Raw genomic sequence first — 19,802 nt, forward strand, 5'->3', positions numbered from 1 at the left:
TTTTTAACGAAATCTTTCAAATAGAATCGTATCCATGAGTATAGCAGAGCTTAGCGAACAGGAAGTGATCCGTAGAAATTCACTGGCAAAATTACGTGAGTTAGGAATAGAGCCCTATCCGGCTGAAGAGTATCCTGTGAATGCCAAGGCATCAGAGATAAAAGCCAACTTTGACCCCGAAAAGGGGAACTATCAGGAAGTTGTGTTGGCTGGTCGTATCATGAGTCGACGGATTATGGGAAAAGCTTCATTCGCCGAACTGCAAGATGATACCGGACGAATTCAGATGTACTTTAACCGGGACGAAATTTGTCCTGATGAAGATAAAACCCTCTACAACGAGGTCTTTAAAAAACTGTTGGATATTGGCGACATTATTGGGGTTAAAGGCTTCGCTTTTGTTACCCAGGTAGGCGAAAAATCCATTCATGTAAAAGAATTTACTGTGCTTGGAAAATCGCTGCGTCCGCTACCGATTGTGAAAGAAAAAGAGGGCAAAACCTATGATGCCTTTACCGACCCGGAACAACGCTATCGTCAACGTTATGTCGATTTGGTGGTGAATCCTCAGGTGAAAGATACTTTCATCAAACGGACAAAGATCATCAATACCATGCGTGAAATGTTTAACGAACGCGGATACCTGGAGGTGGAAACACCGATTTTGCAGGCTATTCCCGGAGGAGCTGCTGCTCGTCCGTTTATTACGCACCACAACAGCTTAAACATTCCGCTTTACCTTCGGATTGCCAATGAGCTTTATCTGAAACGTCTGATTGTAGGTGGTTTTGATGGGGTTTATGAGTTTGCCAAAGATTTCCGGAACGAAGGTATGGACCGCACTCATAATCCGGAGTTTACAGCCATGGAAATTTATGTGGCTTATAAGGACTACAAATGGATGATGAACTTTACCGAAGAAATGGTTGAGCGTGTGGCTTTGGCTTTACATGGTAAAACAGAACTTCAGGTAGGTGATAAACTGATTGACTTCAAACGTCCTTACCCAAGGGTAACCATGCGCGAAGCTATTTTGGAGCATACTGGTTATGATATTGACGGTAAAACTGAAGAAGAATTACGCGAGATTTGCAAAGCACTCGATATTGAGACTGACCCAAGTATGGGGAAAGGAAAGCTGATTGATGAGTTGTTTGGCGAGAAGTGCGAACACCATTACATTCAACCAACCTTTATTACCGATTACCCGGTAGAAATGTCGCCGCTGACGAAAAAGCACCGCGACAATCCGGAACTGACCGAACGCTTTGAGTTGATGGTCAATGGGAAAGAGCTGGCCAATGCCTACTCTGAGTTGAACGACCCGATTGATCAACGCGAACGTTTTGAAGACCAGATGAAGCTCTCGGAGAAAGGGGATGATGAAGCGATGTTTATCGACCAGGACTTCTTACGTTCTCTGGAATATGGGATGCCTCCAACATCAGGTATGGGAATTGGTATTGACCGCTTGACCATGTTTATGACAAATAACATGTCGATTCAGGATGTGCTGTTCTTCCCGCAAATGAAACCGGAGAAAAAATCAGAAGCCGACTCTGATGAAAAGTTTATTGAAATGGGGGTTCCAGCCGAATGGGTCCCTGTAGTTCGTAAAATAGGCTTTCAAAAAACCGAGGCTTTGAAAGAAGTCAAAGCCGGAAAATTTTTCAACGACCTTTGTGGTTATAACAAAAAGAATAAACTTGGGCTGACAAATCCATCAATGGATGATGTTAAGCAATGGCTTTCGTAGCTAAAGTTGTTTAATTATGAATTCAGCACCAAAAATAGCCATAGTGGGAAGCGGAAGCTGGGCAACAGCTTTGGCGAAGATTCTCCTGAATAATGTAGATGGGATTAACTGGTATTTTCGCAGCGCCGATAATATAGAACAGTTTAAGCGGTTCCAGCATAACCCCAATTATTTACGAGGGGTTGAGTTTGATACCAGCCGAATTACCTTTTTCGATGATATAAACGCAATTGTTGAGGCCTCTGACATTTTGGTTTTGACTATTCCTTCGGCTTTCCTTCACAAGGCCTTGGAGGACTTGACTGTTGATATCCGGAATAAATTTGTGGTTTCGGCCATCAAGGGAATTGTGCCGGAGGTCAACCAGATTGTCGGGCAATACCTGCACGATTCATTTAAGTTGCCTTTTGACCGGGTGGGGGTGGTTACCGGGCCTTGCCATGCCGAAGAGGTGGCCTTGGAGCGCTTGTCGTACCTCACCATTGCCTGCCCCGATGTGAAAAGGGCCTGCGATTTTGCCGAAAAGCTTAACTGCGAGTACATCCGGACAAATGTGTCAGATGATATCTTTGGGACCGAATATGCTGCGGTGCTGAAAAATATTATTGCGATTGCCTCTGGAATTGTCCATGGGCTGCGCTATGGTGACAACTTCCAGGCGGTACTGGTAGCTAATGCCATTCAGGAAATTAAACGCTTTGTGGATAAGGTGCATCCAATTACCCGCGACATTAAAAGCTCGGCTTACCTGGGCGATTTGCTGGTGACAACCTATTCCCAATTTTCGCGTAACCGGACCTTTGGTGCGATGATTGGTAAGGGATATACCACCCGCACTGCCCAAATTGAAATGCACATGGTGGCTGAAGGCTATTATGCAACCAAGTCGATCTATGAGATTAACGAACATTATAAAGTAAAGATGCCTATCTGTACGGCTGTTTATAACATTTTGTATGGGAATGTGCCTCCGGCTATTGAAATTCGACAATTGACCCATAAATTAAGATAATCGAAAAAAAGAGGTACTCCGCCAGGAATACCTCTTTTTAATTATTTTGAGAAATATGCTATCGCATTTTCTTATAGGCATTGATCAATCCATTGGTGGATGCATCATGGCTGATAATCATTTCCTCATTCGTTAACTCAGGAAGAATGTTATTGGCCAGTTGCTTGCCCAATTCCACGCCCCACTGGTCGAAACTGTATATATTCCAGATGATTCCCTGTACAAAGATCTTGTGTTCATACATGGCTACCAGCGCACCCAGCGTGTGCGGCGTCAGTTTTTTAAACAGAATGGAGTTGGTTGGGATGTTGCCCTGGAAGATTTTAAAGTTCTTCAAAGCCTGGATTTCATCCTCTGATTTTCCGGTCGCTTTCAATTCTGCAACAACCTGTTCTTCGGATTTTCCCACCATCATGGCTTCGGTTTGGGCGAAGAAGTTGGCCAGCAACTTGGGATGATGATCTCCGATTTGGTTCTGACTAATGGCCGGTGCCAGGAAGTCGCAGGGAATTAACTTGGTTCCCTGGTGGATCAACTGGTAAAAGGCATGCTGACCATTGGTGCCGGGTTCACCCCAGATAATTGGGCCGGTTTGGTAATTCACGGTTTCGCCATTTCGATCGACATATTTTCCGTTGCTTTCCATGTTGCCTTGCTGAAAATAAGCCGAAAAGCGGTGCATGTATTGATCGTAGGGCAGGATGGCTTCTGTTTCGGCACCGTAGAAATTGTTGTACCAAATGCCTATAAGCGCCAGGATAACCGGCATGTTCTGATCAAATTCTGTCGTTTTAAAATGATTATCCATCGCATGAGCACCTTCCAGAAACTCGACATAGTTGTTGAAGCCAATCGCACAAGCTACCGATAACCCAATGGCCGACCAAACTGAATAACGGCCACCAACCCAGTCCCAAAAGCGGAACATGTTTTTCGTATCAATACCGAAAGCAGCAACCGCTTCAGCATTGGTTGATAAGGCCACAAAATGATTCTTTACGAATGATTCATCTTTTGCCGCCTTTAGGAACCAGCTTTTTGCACTGTTGGCATTGGTCATGGTTTCCTGTGTGGTAAAAGTTTTCGAGGCCACAATAAATAAAGTCGTCTCCGGGTTCACCAACTTCAATGTTTCCGCAATGTGTGTTCCATCTACATTCGATACAAAATGCAGGTTAATATGTTCCTTTTTGTAGGGCTTCAGCGCTTCAACCACCATCAGGGGGCCCAGGTCAGAACCTCCAATGCCGATATTGACAATGTCAGTAATGGGGCTGCCGGTGTAGCCTTTCCAGTCGCCTGAAATGATACGCTCCGAAAACTGCTTCATTTGCTCCAGCACCTCATTGATTTCTGGCATCACATCTTTGCCATCAACCATAATGGGCGTATTGCTGCGGTTGCGCAAAGCGACATGAAGCACGGCACGATCTTCCGTTACATTGATTTTTTGGCCCGAAAATTCACTGTCAATGGCTTCTTTCAAGCCACATTCTTTGGCCAATTCCAATAACAGCGAAAAAGTTTTGTCATCCAACCGGTTTTTTGAATAGTCCAAAAGGATATCTTCAAATTTCAAACTATATTTTTCGAAACGGGAAGCGTCATTGGCAAACAGGTCTTTAATTTGCGTGTTTTTAAACGAAGCATAGTGTGCTTCCAGCGCTTTCCAGGCTTTGGTGGTTGTAGGATTTATTTTTGGTAGCATATTCCGTAGATTTTTGTAAAAAATAAAATGAGTCGTCAGTTATGAATGGCTGCAAAGATAAAAAAAGCATTGAAGATATCGGCCTGCTACCTGGCGATTGTGTTGTGAGGAAGGAACTTCTGATTCTTGGTGAAAATAGTCCCGGCTACTGTACGAATTCTTTTATGCGTTGCATCCCAGTTGGCAGACAAACTTCGCTGCGAAATCGTACAGCAGCCGGGTTTGTTGGCTATTGCCGTAACTGGCTTCGACATTTGGGCACTGGTTCAAGGTGCTGTTGACATGGAAAAAGCTTCAGGTGTAGATGTTGCTTTTGAGAACAACCTGCCAGCACAATATGCTGTTGTTCGTAATGAACTGTACAAAAACGGAAAGTTGATTGAGATTTTGGTCAACTACAACCCTAAACTGCATTATTTTGCGGAGTGGTGGAAACTACTTTACTTCTGACTTGCACTCCATGGGACAATACATCCAGGAAGATGTGCGTAAATTATTTGAAACGGTTATTTCAGTAGTCAATCCGGATCGTGAAGTACGCATCCCTTCGGATGAAGCGAACCTGGATAGCTTGAATTACCTGGCAGAAAAACGGGTTGACGAAGTGAACAAAATGGCTGAGTTAGGAACCATGCTTGCCCATGTGGATGGCGGTGTTCCAAACATCCAGATTGAGATGCCACAGCTGAACGAGCATAACTTGGGACAGTTGATTTACTTCTTCGAGAAAGCTAGTGGATTAAGTGGGTATACCTTGGGTGTGAATCCATTTGATCAGCCAGGAGTAGAGGCTTACAAAAAGAATTTGTTTGCCTTGCTTGAAAAGCCTGGTTTTGAAGAAGCTACCAAAGCGATTGAAACAAGACTGTAAATTTTAGCTGAAGGGGACGACTTGAAGGGTCTCCTCTTTGTTCAAGATAGTAAGCCACTTTCGCAGTTGACGAAAGTGGCTGTTTTATTATGAGAGCAGGAATAGATTGTTAGATATAATATGTTCATTGGATATTGCGAATATTATGAGAGATTTGTTAACTTGGTAGAGTTAAAAAGAAAACCATAACTTATGAAAAAACTACATCTCATTTTTATTGCTGTTGTGGCTATTGTTGCTCAATGCTATTCTCAGAATGAATTAAATGCACTCACATTTGATGATTGTCAAAATTCAGAGGTTTTTCGGTCAATTCGGAATAATACTCGAATTTTGAAATATACAGCAGCGGACGGTTCTGTCTTTGAGTTGGGAGATACACTCGTAATTGGAGTTCCATCGGGAAGCATAACCTCGACGACTGCGGCTGGTGCCGGGAATACTGTAGGCGTTGCCAAAGCCCGTTCGAGAACCAGAGATAGCTTTACTACGATTATCATGGGGCGTCCCGCTGGTGTTGGAAGTGTGCTTAATGCGATGGCGGGTGAAGCACCGGAAAATGCCAGTGCTAATATGCAAGGAGAGTTGGTGGTGATTGCTGAAATGAAGGTTTCACACAAAGGAAGTAGAAAGAAGCCCTTGGCCTTAACAATTCTGCTGGGCGAGCCCAATGGACGTGCCTTTGGAATTAATAAGTACATGTCAGTGGTCGATTATGAAAAGGCGGTGCTGGCTGGTGAAATCAGAAGTCTAAATGCACCCATAACACGTGATGAGGCCATTGCCAAACTGAAAGAAGCTAAAGATTTACTTGATTTGGGCTTAATGGAGGAAGCAGATTATGAGAAGGTAAAAGCCGAGTTAGCACCTGTGATTATGGGACAGTAGTCAGTTCATGACGCGTGATGCAAAGTTGAGAAGATAGCACTTAATTGTTGCATATTGAATAACCGGGAAGCGAGGGGGGCGCTTATCAAAGCTAGACCCTCTTTGCATTTTGACAATCTGACTTTCTTGTGTAAGAAGTTGCCTTTTATTTGATCTTCAAACATTCAGGCATTGCTACTTGTTCTTTAGGAGACATTCTGTTTGAGTATAAACTCAGCGAGATGATCCACCAAAAATGAGAGATCATGCCTTATTTAATTATGCTATTTTTCTTGACTATGACGAATTCCTTGGTGCTTTTTGACTTTTCGAAAACCAGTGAGTTAAGTGACTGGACGGTTGTTAACGATGATGTCATGGGTGGGCAGTCACATGGATTATTTTACATTAACACCGAAGGAAACGGGGTGTTTGAAGGGCGTGTTTCACTTGAAAATAACGGTGGCTTTTCCTTGGTTCGCTACCGCATGGGCAGCACCGATATTCAAGAACTTCAAAAGGTGGTGATCCGACTTAAAGGGGATGGCAAAAGGTACCAGTTTCGGGTTAAAGCAAAGGCAAGCGATTATTTCTCTTATGTTGGCTTTTTTCAAACTTCGGGTGAATGGCAGCTTGTCGAAATACCTTTAGCGTCGTTGTACCCCGCTTTTCGTGGACGACGATTAAGCGAGCCCAACTTTGCGGGAGACTCCATCGAGGAGATCGCTATTCTAATCGGGAATGAGAAGAACGAAACCTTCAAATTGGAATTAGATCAAATTACGGTACAGTAAACCGTACGCTTTCTATTCTTTCAACCCCTTAAATTCGAGTGTCCAGCCATTGTCAGTTCCCTCATTGTTAGTGACAAACCAAATAAACACGCGATTGGTACGCGAGCTGACTTGTGGCGGGATATCGTTTCCGGAGAACTTGGCAATAATGTTAGATGGCTGAGCATAATCACCATCAAACAGCCACACAAAATCCACCTTGGCTTCAGTGTTGAATTCTGAAAAATTGAATTGAATGCGTTTGCTATCCGGTGCGCTGAGCTGCCAGGAGCAGGTGCTATTGTTGGCGTAGTGCTGATTGCCGCTGTTGTCTGACAGGGTACCTTCATTGGCTTCCAGGTAAACTTTGCTATCGCAGAACAAACGGCTTGAATCAATGGTTTCAACGTAATAATTGAGCTTTAACCCATTCGGAAAGTCTTTTCGTTTGTGTGAACGAACCTGAATGCTGGCTTCGCTCCCCTGAATGCTAATCCCTGCTTTGAGTCCTTCAATCTTTCCGTTGAAGTAAACGGAGTCCTGCGATGAGATTCGCAAAGTCTTTTGAGCATTTTGTTTATTAAGCTGATCCGGAATAATGACCACGGAGCGGTATGTTCCTTCCGGTTTGATTGTCCACTCCATGGAGCTGTTGGATTTATTAAGGTAGATGGCTCCTTCAGGTCGCTCAGGTGCAAAGAACAGTGACCTTTTGTCCGGATTCAACAAGTAATCAACAGCTGTTAATAAGTTCGGAAGTCCGCTTCCCAGCTTTCCACTGTATGATCGGTTTTGGCTGTCAAGAGGCGTAGCTGTATTTTTCAAGGCTTCCATAATCTCCCAGGGTCTTGCTTTGGGCTTCACACTCTTCAATATAGCAGCACAACCGGTTGCCAATCCAGTTGCTGCCGAAGTCCCTTGCCCGTAAAACCAGGCATTGTCAGCCAGAGGGTAGGCGGCCCTTACTTTTTGGCCTGGCAGCGAGAGGTCAACAGCCATACCATAATTGGACCTTTGTGTTTTCTGCAGCAGAGTGTCTAAGGCGGCTATAGCATAAACGCCATTGAATGAGGCTGGAGGATCAACTATTTCCTGGTACATATTGCCGGCTGCTGCTACGATTAGTATATTTTTGGCCAAAGCTTTATTAATGATTTGCTGTTCATCGGAAGTGGGACTTCCGCCACTCCACGCACAACAAATAATATCGGCTCCCATGTGCATGGCATATTCAATGCCACGATAGCCATCCTTGATGTACGTTGCTTGGGCGTTGTCGGATAAAGCCTTTATTGGGAGAATCTTGATAACTGTTTCGCCTGATGCTTCATAAGATGCACTTGCCAGCTGGGTGATCAAACTCGAAATAAAGGTGCCATGATAATATTTTGCGTATTCCTTTTGAGGAATAGTCACATTGGCATTGTTGTCGGACACATCCCATCCGCAATAGTCATCAATGAATCCGTTGTTGTCATCATCAATACCATTGCCTGGAATCTCTTTTTCATTGGTGAAAAGATAGTTTTGCAGACTTTTGTGGCTGAGCAGAAACCCATCGTCAATAACGGCCACAACAATTGGTTGTTGCCCGCTTGCTTTAAGCTTTGGTGATTGCATTAGCTCAATGGCCCAATGACTTAACGGAGCAGTTTGAGCGGAGTCCTTATTGCTTCCAGCGTTTGAGCTGGAAGCAATAAGGATAAATAGTATAGAGTGAATGAATCTATTCATTTATTCAAAAGAAACCGTAACAGTATGGTTATGTGAGGGTAAGTTATTCGTTGTTAAAGTGGTTTGCTCAGAACCAAACTTACTACCGAGTGCACGAGGCGATAAGCCAGGTCCATTGCCGGCATGTACTGGTGTGCGTCCTCTTAAATCAGGCAAGGCAAAGGTGGTTCGCCCATCTCCACCGTAGGTTGTTCCGAGCAGGCTGAAAAGAGCGGTGTGTGAACTAATAGCCAATAGCTGACCATCACAAAACGCCCAGTTTCTTGGCGCAAAATTTCCTCCAAACATGGAGATTTGGGCGACAAATGGCTCAAAACTTCTCGAAGGGTAAATTCCCGTCAGGGCAATGATGTAATTAATGGCTATAGAAGGTTGAACTATTGAAATGGGTATTCCTTGCCCTGTATTACTGGTGGAGAGAACTAAATCTTTGGCGATCCAGTTGTTGCCATCATGAGTTAGTAAATTTCCAGATACTCCTGTTGGAAAAGAACTATTTCCCCAGCGGGTGGTGTCATCTGCAGATATATCAGCCGCCACGGAGGCAGCATAAGCCGGGTCGATTTCATCAGCATTGGTAAAATGGTTCAGGTCGCTGATTTGTGCTTCGGTAATGGTAATGTTGCCTTGATTGGCCAGAATGGAGTCTTTCACATCGCTTGCTACAAGATAAGGCAATGTAACACTGTTTCCGTTGCTAATGCTGAGTTGGTTGTTACTGCCCAAAGACAGTTGTTGATTGTCGGATCCTGTTTCACCTTGTAAAGCGGATAGGTCTACAGAATTACCTCCGGAAATGGAAAGCTGGTTGTTTTCCAACGTTAACTGCTGCAGCTCGTTGGTCGGATCGGCATCGGCATCATCGACTTGGTCGTTTTCAACAGAACCGGCATGCAATGCAAAAGGAACACTTTGCAGCTGGCTGGTTCCCAGTGCAGAGCCATCAACAGAGACTTCAATAAAGAAAGGACCATTAGACCAATCAATGGAGGCAAAGTCGGCCGCATTCACGGACCCGATTTGAAGGTTAGCCAAACCAAAGTTATTGGTGGTGGTGGTATGGGTTTCAGCAAAAATTACTGTTCCGGAGGAGCTTCCTTGCAAGATGGAAAGACCAATCTCAACTTGCTGATTGGGAAGGATGCCGCCGCTGGCATCGCGCAATACGGCTTGGTAATTAAAGGTATTAGGTACTTGTGCATTAAGATTTAAACTGACAAAAAGTGCTGTAAATACAAGAAGTATAGATTTCTTCATAGAGCTAAGGTTATAGTAAATTAGGGGGAGGGATTACTTGTTACTTTTTGATGATTTTAAATGTTTTTAGAGTGTTGTTGGCTGTGGAAACTCTTAGTATGTAGGTAGCTGGTGCATAAGCAGACATTTGAATTTCTGTTAGGTTCGAAACCATAGGTTTTCGAAGCAATAAACTACCATCCATGCTAAATAGACTGAAATGAATTTTTTGATTGTCAAGCTTGTCGGTTTTCAGATGAAGCTGATTGATGGTGGGGTTGGGATAAACTAAAATGGACGCATTTACCAGAGGGTTTTCACTGATGTCGGTAACAATTAATTGAGACTGTTGAAATCCTTGGGTTAGCTGGGTGCTTGAGTTTGAAACGGTTTTAATAACGGATTCGCCCAGGGTCCAGCTTATTTGCATTTGGTTGTTTTGAAAGTGGTTGCCTGTGCTGGCAATAACTTCTTGTGCGTACCCTGGTGATGCCAGGCTCAGCCACAAGCAAGCCTGGCTCAGGAAGAATAATTTAATCATAGTTTTTTCATAGATAAGTAAGCTATTGATTGTTGTATCTTATAGCCGAATGTAAGGTTTTGATTAACAGTGACAATAAAGGTATGTGTTTTGTTCACCATATTCTAACTTTTTTAGGGTTTTTATCGGTTGGCGCCCCTTTTATAACAGATTGATTTTTTCATCAGCCGATAAGCTAAATGCCCGCTCTTTCATATCTTTACCACATGAAATCAGAGCGTTTTAAAGGATATTTGTTTGCGGCAATTGCCACCATTGCCTTTTCCAATATTTACATATTCAGCAAGGCTGCATTGAATGAGGTGCATCTGGCGCAATTTGGGGTGTACTGGTTTTTCATTGCCTCTCTGCTAAATATTGGATGGCTGGTTAAATCCGGAGGGCATCGGGCGATCCCCAAGTTGTCGAGGCGCCAGTGGCGTATTTTAGCTTTGTTGGGCGTCCTGGAAATTTTAACCACCACCAGCTTTTTCCTTTCGGTACAAATTATTCCCGATCCTGCAGTAACTTCCTTTATCGGAAACCTCTTCCCCGTCATTCTGACGCTCATGGGCATTGTGTTTTTGCACGAACGCTTTACCTGGATGGAATCATTTGGTGCGGTGATGGCACTTGTTGGTGCGTTTATTATTAGCTATCAGGGAGGCACCACCTTAGCCAGTCTGTTTATTCCCGGTACAGGAGTGGTGTTAATCAATGCGTTTTTTGCAGCTACTGCCTCCATCGTTGTTAAAATGAACGTGAAAACCATGAGTCCGGAATTGCTGAATACCAATCGGGCGGTGTCCTTGTTGATTTTTTCTTTATTGATGTTTTTTATTTACGGGCAGTCGCTGCTTATTCCAATAAGCGCCTTAACCAACATTGCCATCGGGGCTACGTTGGGGCCTTTCGTAGCCGTACTTTTTATTTACTACTCGTTTCGGCACATCGAGGTGTCCAAGTCTTCCATTGTACAAAGTTTGAAAGGGATTTTTGTGTTGCTCGGGAGCTACCTCTATTTTCACACCTTGCCTTTGGTGCATCAACTGATTGGTGGGGGCATCACGGTGCTTGGCGTTATGATTATATCCTTAAGCCGGGCCGGATTTCTGAAACGCAAAAAATAGTTTTAGAGCTGTCGAAAGAGTAGCTCTTTCGTGTTTTATAATGAACAGCTTAATTGATGAAATATAAACAAATAAACTAAACTCAAACAAATGAAACGAAACATTGGATTATTGATTTTACTAACCGTTTTATTCGGCTGCAACACAGCGACACAAAAAGCTCAACAACCTGAAAAACCAATCAAGCAGCCTATTGAAGGCACCTGGAAATTGCTTTCTGGAACTTTGATTGAAAAAGGCGATACTGTTACAACAGACTACACCAAGGGAGTTGAGTTTATCAAGATTATCAATGCAACACACTTCTCCTTTTTGCAACACGACTTAACCCAAGGAAAAGACTCCGCAGCAGTATTTGGAGCTGGCGGTGGAACCTATACCTTGAAGGATGGAGTTTACACCGAGAATCTGGATTACTGCAGCGCCCGAGAGTGGGAAGGAAATAGCTTTGAGTTCGAAGTTCAGGTCGATGGCGATACACTCATCCAGCAAGGTGTGGAGAAAATTGAAGAGCAAGGCATTGACCGAATGAATATTGAGCGCTACATACGGGTGAAAAATTAGCGTTAGGAAGTTATCCGGAAACTTGTTTTCTGTTAGCTTTGTTTAATGATGAACCAACCCTTTGGCTTGGTTTAGACGCTTGATGAACTAAAACGAACGACCAATGAATCAATCGACAATAAAAATCCTACAGAGCTTGGGCCTGTCAGAAGATACCCGCTTGCTGATTATCCATGCTGATGATGGTGGGCTGGCCCATGGCGAAAATAGCGCAACCATGCAAGTATTGCAGGAAGGGAGCGCCAATTCCTACAGTGTGATGGTTCCCTGTCCCTGGTTTTACGAAATAGCCGGTTTTGCCAAGGATAACCCGCAAATTGATTGTGGTATCCACCTCACCTTAACGTGCGAATGGGAAAAGTATAAGTTTGGCCCGGTGCTGTCTATTGAGGAGGTGCCAAGCCTGGTGGATGAGAATGGCTTTTTCTACCGGAACCGGGCGGGAGTGGCGCAGCATGCCACAGCTGAGGATGTCCGCAAAGAACTGGTTGCCCAAATCGACCGGGCCATGAAGTTCGGGATTCAGCCTACCCATCTCGATTCGCACATGTACAGTGTTGGGGCACGACCTGACCTGTTGCAGGTCTATCGGGAGTTGGGACAGTTATATGATTTGCCTATTCTGCAGAGCAAGGACTTTGCGGACATGGTTCATCCCGGATCGGATAGCCTGTTGGAGGAGGAGGATTTATTGGTCGATCGTATTTTTCTGGGAGAATATCCTGATTTTGAAAAAGGCGAATTGCGCAAGTTTTATGCCGACAGTCTGGATCAGCTGATTCCCGGGCTAAACCTGATCTTGATTCACCCGGCAATGGATACGCACGAGATGCAGGGTGTCAGCTGGAATCATCCCAACTTTGGATCTGAATGGCGACAAATTGATTTGGACTATTTTAGCAGTGAGGCGTGTCAGCAAAAGATTGAGCAAAACGGCATCCGGATGATTACCTGGGAAGAAGTTTATGCTGCCTGGAAAGATGCCTATTTATAAACAAGCTGGGGTAACAGCTGTTGAAAAGAACGACTGATGGAGGAAATGACCTTACATATAAAAAATATGGTGTGCCCACGTTGTGTGATGGCCGTTGAGGAAGTCTTGACCGATTTGCAAATTGCTTACGAGCGGGTGCAGTTGGGCGAGGTGGTCTTGGGCAAAGCACTAAACAAGGAACAGCGCAAGCACTTGGAGGAGCGCCTGCAAAGTTTGGGCTTTGAGTTGCTGGAGTCGGCACGCTCAACCACCATCTCAAAAATCAAAACGCTGATCATCGAGCAGATTCATTACTCGAAGGAGCCGATGAACATGAACTTTTCGGATTTGATTGCCGATAAGCTACACCACGATTATGGCTACTTAAGTCGCTTGTTTTCATCGGTGGAGGGAATGACCATTGAGAAATTCATTACCCGCCAGAAGATTGAGCGGGTGAAGGAACTGCTCTTTTACAATGAGATGACCTTGTCGGAAATTGCCTGGCAAATGGGCTACAGTTCTGTAGCCTATCTATCCACTCAGTTTAAGAAAGAGACCGGCATGACTCCCTCGCAATTTCGGAAGGATCGGGAGCCTCGGTTGAATTCCTTGGATAAGCTCTGACCAAAATCTTATAAACAAGCCACAAAATAGTGTAACACCTGACCGGCTTTCCTGAGCGATCTTTGTAATGTTGAAAAGGAGTTAATCCTTCAACTAAAAAGAAAATGCTATGGGAAAGTTAGAAAATAGACAACAATCATTTCCAGTTACCGGAATGACCTGCGCGGCATGTGCCTCCAGTGTCGAGTCCATTTTAAATCATACAGAAGGGGTGCAGAGCGCCCAAGTGAACTTTGCATCCGGATCAGTTTGGGTGGAGTACGAACCACAGGTTGAACCCGCCGACTTGAAGCAGGCATTGCAGGCGGTAGGTTACGACCTGATTGCTGATGTGGAAGACCCTTTTGAGGCGCAGCAGCAGGAGCAGGCCCGTTTTTATCAGGAGGTTAAGCGACGTACTTGGTGGTCGGCCATCCTCACCTTGCCGGTTTTTATCCTGGGCATGTTTTTCATGGATTGGGAACCGGGGAAATGGATTTCGCTGGCTTTGGCCATTCCAATTCTGTTTTACTTTGGTCGCCACTTCTACATTCAAGCGTGGAAACAAGCCAAACATCGCAAGGCCAATATGGATACCTTGGTGGCGCTGAGTACTGGAATTGCTTTCCTATTCAGCCTTTTCAATACCCTATTCCCTGAGTTCTGGTTGAGTCGTGGAATAACACCGCATGTGTATTACGAAGCAGCAACGGTGATCATCACCTTTATATCCTTAGGAAAGCTGTTGGAGGAGCGGGCAAAAACCAACACTTCTTCGGCCCTGCGGAAGCTGATGGGCTTGCAGCCTAAAACCTTGATTGCTATAATCGATGGCAAAGAGCAGGAAATTCCGGTTGAGGCAGTTCAGCAAGGAGCATTGATCGTGGTTCGTCCTGGTGAGAAAATTCCTGTTGACGGTTCGGTGGAATCTGGTCATTCGTTTGTGGATGAAAGCATGCTGAGCGGAGAGCCGGTGCCGGTTGAAAAGCAGGCGGGTGATGCGGTCTTTGCCGGGACGGTTAACCAAAAGGGGAGTTTCAGGTTTCGGGCAGAGAAGGTGGGCAGTGAGACCATGCTGGCCCATATCATCCAAATGGTGCAGCAGGCGCAAGGAAGCAAGGCGCCGGTACAAAAGTTGGTCGATAAAATTGCAGCTGTTTTTGTACCCGTAGTGATGCTGATCTCGGCGCTGACTTTTGTGGTGTGGATGAGTGTTGGGGGAGACGATGCTTTTACGCATGCCTTACTCACCTCAGTGGCTGTGCTGGTAATTGCCTGCCCGTGTGCTTTGGGACTGGCCACGCCAACAGCAGTGATGGTGGGGATTGGCCTGGGAGCTGAGAACAATATTCTGATTAAAGATGCTGAAAGCCTGGAGCTGGGCCATCGGGTGAATGCCGTGGTACTGGATAAAACCGGAACGATAACCGAAGGAAAACCGGATGTTGTTGGCCTGAAGTGGGCTGAATCGGCTGAGGTGGAAAAAACACAGGCCATTTTGCTGGCCTTGGAGAAAGCTTCGGAGCATCCTTTGGCTGATGCTGTTGTGCGGAAGTTGGAAGAAGAAGACCTGTCGCCGGTGGAGTTAAAGTCATTTTCGAGCTTGACCGGGCGTGGGGTAGAAGCCACAGACCAGCAGGATCAGGCTTACTATGTTGGTAACCTGACCTTGATTCAGGAGAAAGGAATTGCGTTGGATGCGGCGCTTGAGCAGCAGGCTGGGCAGTGGCAACAAGCGGCCAATACGGTCGTGTACTTCGCCAACAGTCAGCAGGTGCTGGCCGTAATTGCCCTGGCCGACCGGGTGAAAGCCTCATCGCAGGCGGCGATTGCCCGCTTGCGCAAGCAACACATCGACGTGTATATGTTGACTGGTGATAACCGCGAAACGGCGAAAGCCATTGCTGGTCAGGTGGGGATTGAGCACTACGAAAGTGAGTTGTTGCCCGATGATAAGGCCAAGTTCGTGAGCCAGCTGCAGGAGCAGGGCAAGGTAGTAGCCATGGTGGGAGACGGAATCAATGATTCGCATGCTTTGGCGCAGGCCGATGTGAGCATTGCCATGGGCCATGGGACCGACATCGCCATGGACGTAGCCAAAATGACCCTGATCACCTCTGACCTGGAAGCTTTACCGAAAGCTTTTGCCCTTTCGGGGAAGACGGTTCGCGGAATCCGGCAAAACCTGTTCTGGGCGTTTATCTATAACCTGATTGGAATTCCAATTGCTGCCGGCGTGCTTTACCCGTTCAACGGCTTCTTGCTCGACCCCATGATTGCCGGGGCTGCCATGGCGTTTAGCTCGGTATCGGTGGTAAGCAACAGCCTGCGGCTAAAAATGAGTAAGCTGGATGCTTAGGGTGAAATACACCGAAAGTGTAGAAAAGATCAAACAAATGATAAGCAATCATTCGAATCAAGTGTTGAATAGCTAAGTAATTTACCCCGAACCATTGTTCGACACAAATTCATTTTAATAACAGCCAAGAGGCAAATTTCAAAGAACGCTTGCCTGCTGGCACTAATTTTAAATGCAATGAAGACATTAACGTTTAAAACAAACATCAAATGTGGAGGATGCCTGGCGAAGGTAACTCCGGTACTGAATGAGGAAAAAGGCATTGAAAACTGGAAGGTTGATCTGGAAGCAGCCGACCGCGTGCTAACGGTTGAGACGGCCGAGCTATCGGGCAACGATGTGCGCCGGCTGGTGCTGAAAGCGGGTTTCGAAGCCCAGGAAATCAGACCGTAAAGCGGGCTTGATAGTGTTGACCGAATGGAGTTCGGCTTCGGCAAAAGTAAAAGTATCAGGCAGCGGTTCGAAAATCGCTGCCTGAAGTTTGGGTAGTTGTCACAAAAGTGTGGCATCTTTCTAGGCTTAGTTTTATGATGGAACATCCGAACCATTGAACGCGTCCATCGTAAATAACGATTATTGGCATTTCATGAATTATCCATGAATCCGAAAGGAGGTATGTTTATTTTCAGCACAAGCTATATGCTTGTGTTTGTTCCGATTTCTTCAACCAATACCATTCAATATGAAAAAAATTGTCGTTTTGATTTTAGCTGTCCTCACCAGTCATTTCGCCTCTAGTCAGGAATTTCTAACAGCAGAAGAATCTGATCCGCAAAAGATGGGGTGGATGCAAGGTTTCCCTCCCCAGACCGATCGTATTGTTTCTGCAGTTGATGGTAGCTTTTTTAGGTTTCCGGCCTTACGTTACAGTGTTTGTCATATGCGTCAGTTTATGCCAACGGTGCCAGTTCGTTCAGCCGGAAATAATCCTTATTCTTTTCCTGTTGACATTGATACTGCGATTGATGATTTGGCGTTCACACCTTGGGACGGTGAAGATGAAATGACCTTTAAGGAATCGTTGGCTAAAAACTACACCGATGGAATAATTGTCTTGCATCGGGGGCGGATTGTTTATGAAAAGTATTTTGGTGGCCTGAAGCCTGACGGGTTGCATGCAGCCATGTCGGTAAGTAAAACATTTACCGGTACTTTGGGTGCTTTGTTGGTGGCCGAAGGCATATTGGATGAGAATAAACGGGCATCCGACTATGTTCCGGAACTGGAGTCCTCGGCATTTGGTGATGCAACCATCCGCCAGATACTGGATATGACAACCGCCTTGCAGTACAGCGAAGATTATTCAGACCCTAAGGCCGAGGTATGGACGTTTACCGCAGCTGGTAACCCATTCCCAAAACCGAAGGACTACCATGGGCCGATGAATTATTTCGAGTTTTTGCAGACGGTGCAGAAAAACGGAACGCATGGCGAAGTGTTCGGGTATAAGACGGTGAACACGGACGCTATGGGCTGGATTATTTCTCGGGTGACAGGGAAAAGCATTCCGGATTTACTTTCGGAACGAATCTGGAAACCACTGGGGACTCACTTTGATGGTTATTACCAGGTTGATGGGGCCGGCATTGCCTTTGCCGGTGGCGGATTTAACTGCAATTTGCGTGACCTGGCTATGTTTGGAGAAATGATCAGAATGGGCGGTTTTTTCAATAAGCAACAAATTCTGCCTGCGCAGTTAATTGAAGACATTCGAAACGGAGGTAGTCAGGAGGCCTTTCGGAAATCATCGTATACGAAACTTAAGAATTGGAGCTACCGCAATATGTGGTGGGTAACGCATAACGAACACGGGGCATTTGCCGCCCGGGGTGTTCATGGTCAAACGGTTTATGTGGATCCCAGAGCGGAAATGGTTATTGTTCGTTTCGCATCGCACCCCGTTGCCGGAAATGCCGCGAATGACCCTTATTCATTGCCAGCCTATCATAGGGTTGCCAACTACTTGATGGAGAAACAGTAGGCGACGAATTAAGAAATGCCTTTATTTAATAAGACTTAGCCGTTAAACTTTTGTACTTAGTCGCTCGTGTTTTTCAAGACGGAAAGCTTCAATGGCTTCTTTGGAAATAAACTGGGTACCGCCTTGGGTGGATGCAACCAGTGCACCGGTTGCATTTCCAAACTGCAGTGCCTCTTTCAGCGAATGACCATTGATGAGCCGATGGATAAAGCCGGCAGAACAGGCATCGCCCGAGCCAACGGTGTCGGCCAGCTGAATGCGGTAGCCCGGATCGTAATGAAATTCACCGGTGTTGCTCAATACGAAAGCGCCATTTTCGCCTAAAGTTACCAGTACTGTTTGCAGCTGGTAATCCTGAATCAGCTCGCCAGCCAGCTCTTTAAGCGAGTCCGGTTTCAGCTTGAGCAGTTCTTTGAGCGTCACTAATTCCTCGTCGTTTATTTTCAGAATGTGTGTCAGGTTTAGACTTTCTTTGATGATTTCAGGCGTATAGCAATCTTTGCGCAGGTTAATGTCGTAGAAACGCAGGGCGCCCGTGCCTGCTTTCAATACCTGCCGGAGTGTTTCGCGTGACTTGGGCGTACGCTGAACCAAGGTTCCGAAACAAATACAGTCGGAATGCCGCGCTATAGCCAAAGCCGAAAAAGTGGGGTCGATATGGTCGTAGGCAACCTCCGTATGAATGGTATAATCGGGTATGCCTTGCGCATTCAGATCTACCTGAACGGTTCCAGTAGGGTAGTGGGGATCGACCTGAATGTTTTGCTCCGACAAGCCCAATTCGCGAATGCAGTTGAGGGCTTCTTCCCCCAAGTCATCCTCACCAATGCGGGTGATCAGTTGCCCCATATCTCCGAAGGAATTGATGCGAAAAATAAAATTCGTTGGGGCTCCTCCCAGCACTTTACCTTCGGGGAGAAGATCCCACAGCAGTTCGCCTATGGCAGTGACTAGTTGTCTCATGGTATCTGGCTTTTTGGGCTTAGAGTATCAAAAGTAAAAAGAATTATCGAAAATACTCGGAGATAAAACTTGATGTACAACAGGATTCTGTGTGAAAAATTGGGTAATTTCGGGCATGAATTACTTGGCGCACTTATACCTTTCCGGTGAAGACGAGCATGTTTTGGTGGGTAACTTCATTGGCGACTACGTGAAAGGGAAGCAGTTTCAACGCTATCCCTTGCAAGTGCAAACCGGGATTTTGTTGCATCGGCAAATTGACTGGTTCACCGACAGGCATGCCCTGGTGAAGGAGTGTGGGAACCGTTTCCGGGAAAACTATGGGCGTTATGCCGGTATTGTGACCGATGTTATTTTTGATCACTTTCTGGCTGCCCGCTGGACTGATTATTCGGCTTCTCCGTTGAGACCTTTTGCCAAGAAAGTGCATGCCGTACTACTGGCCAATTTCTCCTTGCTCCCAACGCGGGTAAAGTTATTTCTTCCTTTTATTATTCAGCATAAACGTCTGGAATCCTATGCTACCCTTAAAGGTATTCATGAGTCGTTGGCAATTATGGGAAGGCGCACGAGTTTGCCTGAGGAAGCCGACTTCGCCTTGGAGGTTTTACAGCGAGACTATGAGTCGATTCGGAAGGAATTCGAGGTATTTTTCGCTGAGTTGGTTGATTTTGTCGAGGCCAACTTTGAGGTGTATATTCAGAAACCAGGGAGAGTCGATGCCACAAAAAAAGCTTCTGAATAAAATC

General features: G+C 45.5%; 19 protein-coding genes. 14 read left to right on the plus strand and 5 right to left on the minus strand.

The window, feature by feature from the left end:
* Nucleotides 1-34: 34 nt before the first annotated feature.
* Nucleotides 35-1,756, plus strand: a complete 1,722-nt coding sequence (lysS, locus tag Q1A18_RS17480) for a lysine--tRNA ligase (protein WP_299583760.1) — start codon at nucleotides 35-37, stop codon at nucleotides 1,754-1,756.
* Nucleotides 1,757-1,772: 16 nt separating this feature from the next.
* On the plus strand, nucleotides 1,773-2,768 hold the full coding sequence (locus Q1A18_RS17485) for an NAD(P)H-dependent glycerol-3-phosphate dehydrogenase (RefSeq protein WP_299583763.1): 996 nt from the start codon (nucleotides 1,773-1,775) through the stop codon (nucleotides 2,766-2,768).
* Between the two features lie 58 nt (nucleotides 2,769-2,826).
* Here Q1A18_RS17485 and pgi read toward each other — a convergent pair whose 3' ends face one another.
* Entirely contained in the window at nucleotides 2,827-4,476 is a 1,650-nt protein-coding gene (gene pgi / locus Q1A18_RS17490; RefSeq protein ID WP_299583765.1) for a glucose-6-phosphate isomerase, read from the minus strand.
* Between the two features lie 126 nt (nucleotides 4,477-4,602).
* Here pgi and Q1A18_RS17495 point away from each other — a divergent pair, with 126 nt between their 5' ends.
* The 4 genes from Q1A18_RS17495 to Q1A18_RS17510 all read left to right on the plus strand — a co-directional run bounded on the left by Q1A18_RS17495 (nucleotide 4,603) and on the right by Q1A18_RS17510 (nucleotide 7,008).
* Entirely contained in the window at nucleotides 4,603-4,926 is a 324-nt protein-coding gene (locus Q1A18_RS17495) for a hypothetical protein (RefSeq protein WP_299583768.1), read from the plus strand.
* A 10-nt stretch (nucleotides 4,927-4,936) separates the two neighbouring features.
* Entirely contained in the window at nucleotides 4,937-5,347 is a 411-nt protein-coding gene (locus Q1A18_RS17500) for a hypothetical protein (RefSeq protein WP_299583771.1), read from the plus strand.
* Nucleotides 5,348-5,539: 192 nt separating this feature from the next.
* Entirely contained in the window at nucleotides 5,540-6,235 is a 696-nt protein-coding gene (locus Q1A18_RS17505) for a hypothetical protein (RefSeq protein WP_299583774.1), read from the plus strand.
* Nucleotides 6,236-6,480: 245 nt separating this feature from the next.
* Nucleotides 6,481-7,008 (plus strand): CIA30 family protein, encoded by a 528-nt coding sequence (locus tag Q1A18_RS17510; RefSeq protein WP_299583777.1) that lies wholly within the window; start codon nucleotides 6,481-6,483, stop codon nucleotides 7,006-7,008.
* A gap of 12 nt (nucleotides 7,009-7,020) precedes the next feature.
* Here Q1A18_RS17510 and Q1A18_RS17515 read toward each other — a convergent pair whose 3' ends face one another.
* The 3 genes from Q1A18_RS17515 to Q1A18_RS17525 are packed head-to-tail and all read right to left on the minus strand — an operon-like array spanning nucleotide 7,021 to nucleotide 10,498.
* The gene (locus Q1A18_RS17515; protein ID WP_299583780.1) at nucleotides 7,021-8,721 is read right to left on the minus strand and encodes a S8 family serine peptidase; all 1,701 of its coding nucleotides are present in this window, start codon (nucleotides 8,719-8,721) and stop codon (nucleotides 7,021-7,023) included.
* Nucleotides 8,722-9,978 (minus strand): tail fiber protein, encoded by a 1,257-nt coding sequence (locus tag Q1A18_RS17520; protein ID WP_299583783.1) that lies wholly within the window; start codon nucleotides 9,976-9,978, stop codon nucleotides 8,722-8,724.
* 40 nt (nucleotides 9,979-10,018) lie between these two features.
* Nucleotides 10,019-10,498 (minus strand): T9SS type A sorting domain-containing protein, encoded by a 480-nt coding sequence (locus Q1A18_RS17525; RefSeq protein WP_299583786.1) that lies wholly within the window; start codon nucleotides 10,496-10,498, stop codon nucleotides 10,019-10,021.
* Nucleotides 10,499-10,704: 206 nt separating this feature from the next.
* On the opposite strand from Q1A18_RS17525, the gene Q1A18_RS17530 reads away from it, so the two are divergent.
* From Q1A18_RS17530 to Q1A18_RS17560, 7 genes are all read left to right on the plus strand, one after another.
* Entirely contained in the window at nucleotides 10,705-11,607 is a 903-nt protein-coding gene (locus Q1A18_RS17530; RefSeq protein ID WP_299583789.1) for a DMT family transporter, read from the plus strand.
* 90 nt (nucleotides 11,608-11,697) lie between these two features.
* On the plus strand, nucleotides 11,698-12,171 hold the full coding sequence (locus Q1A18_RS17535) for a hypothetical protein (RefSeq protein WP_299583792.1): 474 nt from the start codon (nucleotides 11,698-11,700) through the stop codon (nucleotides 12,169-12,171).
* Between the two features lie 103 nt (nucleotides 12,172-12,274).
* Nucleotides 12,275-13,165 carry a polysaccharide deacetylase family protein gene (locus Q1A18_RS17540; RefSeq protein ID WP_299583795.1) on the plus strand — a complete coding sequence of 297 codons (891 nt, stop codon included), beginning with the start codon at nucleotides 12,275-12,277 and terminating at the stop codon, nucleotides 13,163-13,165.
* 45 nt (nucleotides 13,166-13,210) lie between these two features.
* The gene (locus tag Q1A18_RS17545; protein ID WP_299583798.1) at nucleotides 13,211-13,771 is read left to right on the plus strand and encodes a helix-turn-helix transcriptional regulator; all 561 of its coding nucleotides are present in this window, start codon (nucleotides 13,211-13,213) and stop codon (nucleotides 13,769-13,771) included.
* A gap of 109 nt (nucleotides 13,772-13,880) precedes the next feature.
* Complete coding sequence (locus Q1A18_RS17550) at nucleotides 13,881-16,109, plus strand: heavy metal translocating P-type ATPase (RefSeq protein ID WP_299583803.1); 2,229 nt, start codon at nucleotides 13,881-13,883, stop codon at nucleotides 16,107-16,109.
* 177 nt (nucleotides 16,110-16,286) lie between these two features.
* On the plus strand, nucleotides 16,287-16,502 hold the full coding sequence (locus Q1A18_RS17555) for a heavy-metal-associated domain-containing protein (RefSeq protein WP_299583806.1): 216 nt from the start codon (nucleotides 16,287-16,289) through the stop codon (nucleotides 16,500-16,502).
* Nucleotides 16,503-16,791: 289 nt separating this feature from the next.
* Nucleotides 16,792-18,090 carry a serine hydrolase gene (locus Q1A18_RS17560; RefSeq protein ID WP_299583809.1) on the plus strand — a complete coding sequence of 433 codons (1,299 nt, stop codon included), beginning with the start codon at nucleotides 16,792-16,794 and terminating at the stop codon, nucleotides 18,088-18,090.
* Between the two features lie 42 nt (nucleotides 18,091-18,132).
* Here the strand turns inward: Q1A18_RS17560 and Q1A18_RS17565 are convergent, their stop codons facing one another.
* On the minus strand, nucleotides 18,133-19,053 hold the full coding sequence (locus tag Q1A18_RS17565; RefSeq protein WP_299583812.1) for a carbohydrate kinase: 921 nt from the start codon (nucleotides 19,051-19,053) through the stop codon (nucleotides 18,133-18,135).
* 91 nt (nucleotides 19,054-19,144) lie between these two features.
* Between Q1A18_RS17565 and Q1A18_RS17570 the strand changes: the two genes are divergently transcribed.
* Entirely contained in the window at nucleotides 19,145-19,798 is a 654-nt protein-coding gene (locus Q1A18_RS17570; protein WP_299583815.1) for an ACP phosphodiesterase, read from the plus strand.
* Nucleotides 19,799-19,802 lie beyond the last annotated feature (4 nt).

This window comes from uncultured Sunxiuqinia sp. (assembly GCF_947495665.1).
Taxonomy (GTDB): domain Bacteria; phylum Bacteroidota; class Bacteroidia; order Bacteroidales; family Prolixibacteraceae; genus Sunxiuqinia; species Sunxiuqinia rutila.

Coding starts and splice junctions, on each gene's coding strand:
- lysS (WP_299583760.1), top strand. CDS start 35: ATGAGTATAGCAGAGCTTAGCGAACAGGAAGTGATCCGTAGAAATTCA.
- Q1A18_RS17485 (WP_299583763.1), top strand. CDS start 1,773: ATGAATTCAGCACCAAAAATAGCCATAGTGGGAAGCGGAAGCTGGGCA.
- pgi (WP_299583765.1), bottom strand. CDS start 4,476: ATGCTACCAAAAATAAATCCTACAACCACCAAAGCCTGGAAAGCGCTG.
- Q1A18_RS17500 (WP_299583771.1), top strand. CDS start 4,937: ATGGGACAATACATCCAGGAAGATGTGCGTAAATTATTTGAAACGGTT.
- Q1A18_RS17505 (WP_299583774.1), top strand. CDS start 5,540: ATGAAAAAACTACATCTCATTTTTATTGCTGTTGTGGCTATTGTTGCT.
- Q1A18_RS17510 (WP_299583777.1), top strand. CDS start 6,481: ATGCCTTATTTAATTATGCTATTTTTCTTGACTATGACGAATTCCTTG.
- Q1A18_RS17515 (WP_299583780.1), bottom strand. CDS start 8,721: ATGAATAGATTCATTCACTCTATACTATTTATCCTTATTGCTTCCAGC.
- Q1A18_RS17520 (WP_299583783.1), bottom strand. CDS start 9,978: ATGAAGAAATCTATACTTCTTGTATTTACAGCACTTTTTGTCAGTTTA.
- Q1A18_RS17525 (WP_299583786.1), bottom strand. CDS start 10,498: ATGATTAAATTATTCTTCCTGAGCCAGGCTTGCTTGTGGCTGAGCCTG.
- Q1A18_RS17530 (WP_299583789.1), top strand. CDS start 10,705: ATGAAATCAGAGCGTTTTAAAGGATATTTGTTTGCGGCAATTGCCACC.
- Q1A18_RS17535 (WP_299583792.1), top strand. CDS start 11,698: ATGAAACGAAACATTGGATTATTGATTTTACTAACCGTTTTATTCGGC.
- Q1A18_RS17540 (WP_299583795.1), top strand. CDS start 12,275: ATGAATCAATCGACAATAAAAATCCTACAGAGCTTGGGCCTGTCAGAA.
- Q1A18_RS17545 (WP_299583798.1), top strand. CDS start 13,211: ATGACCTTACATATAAAAAATATGGTGTGCCCACGTTGTGTGATGGCC.
- Q1A18_RS17550 (WP_299583803.1), top strand. CDS start 13,881: ATGGGAAAGTTAGAAAATAGACAACAATCATTTCCAGTTACCGGAATG.
- Q1A18_RS17555 (WP_299583806.1), top strand. CDS start 16,287: ATGAAGACATTAACGTTTAAAACAAACATCAAATGTGGAGGATGCCTG.
- Q1A18_RS17560 (WP_299583809.1), top strand. CDS start 16,792: ATGAAAAAAATTGTCGTTTTGATTTTAGCTGTCCTCACCAGTCATTTC.
- Q1A18_RS17565 (WP_299583812.1), bottom strand. CDS start 19,053: ATGAGACAACTAGTCACTGCCATAGGCGAACTGCTGTGGGATCTTCTC.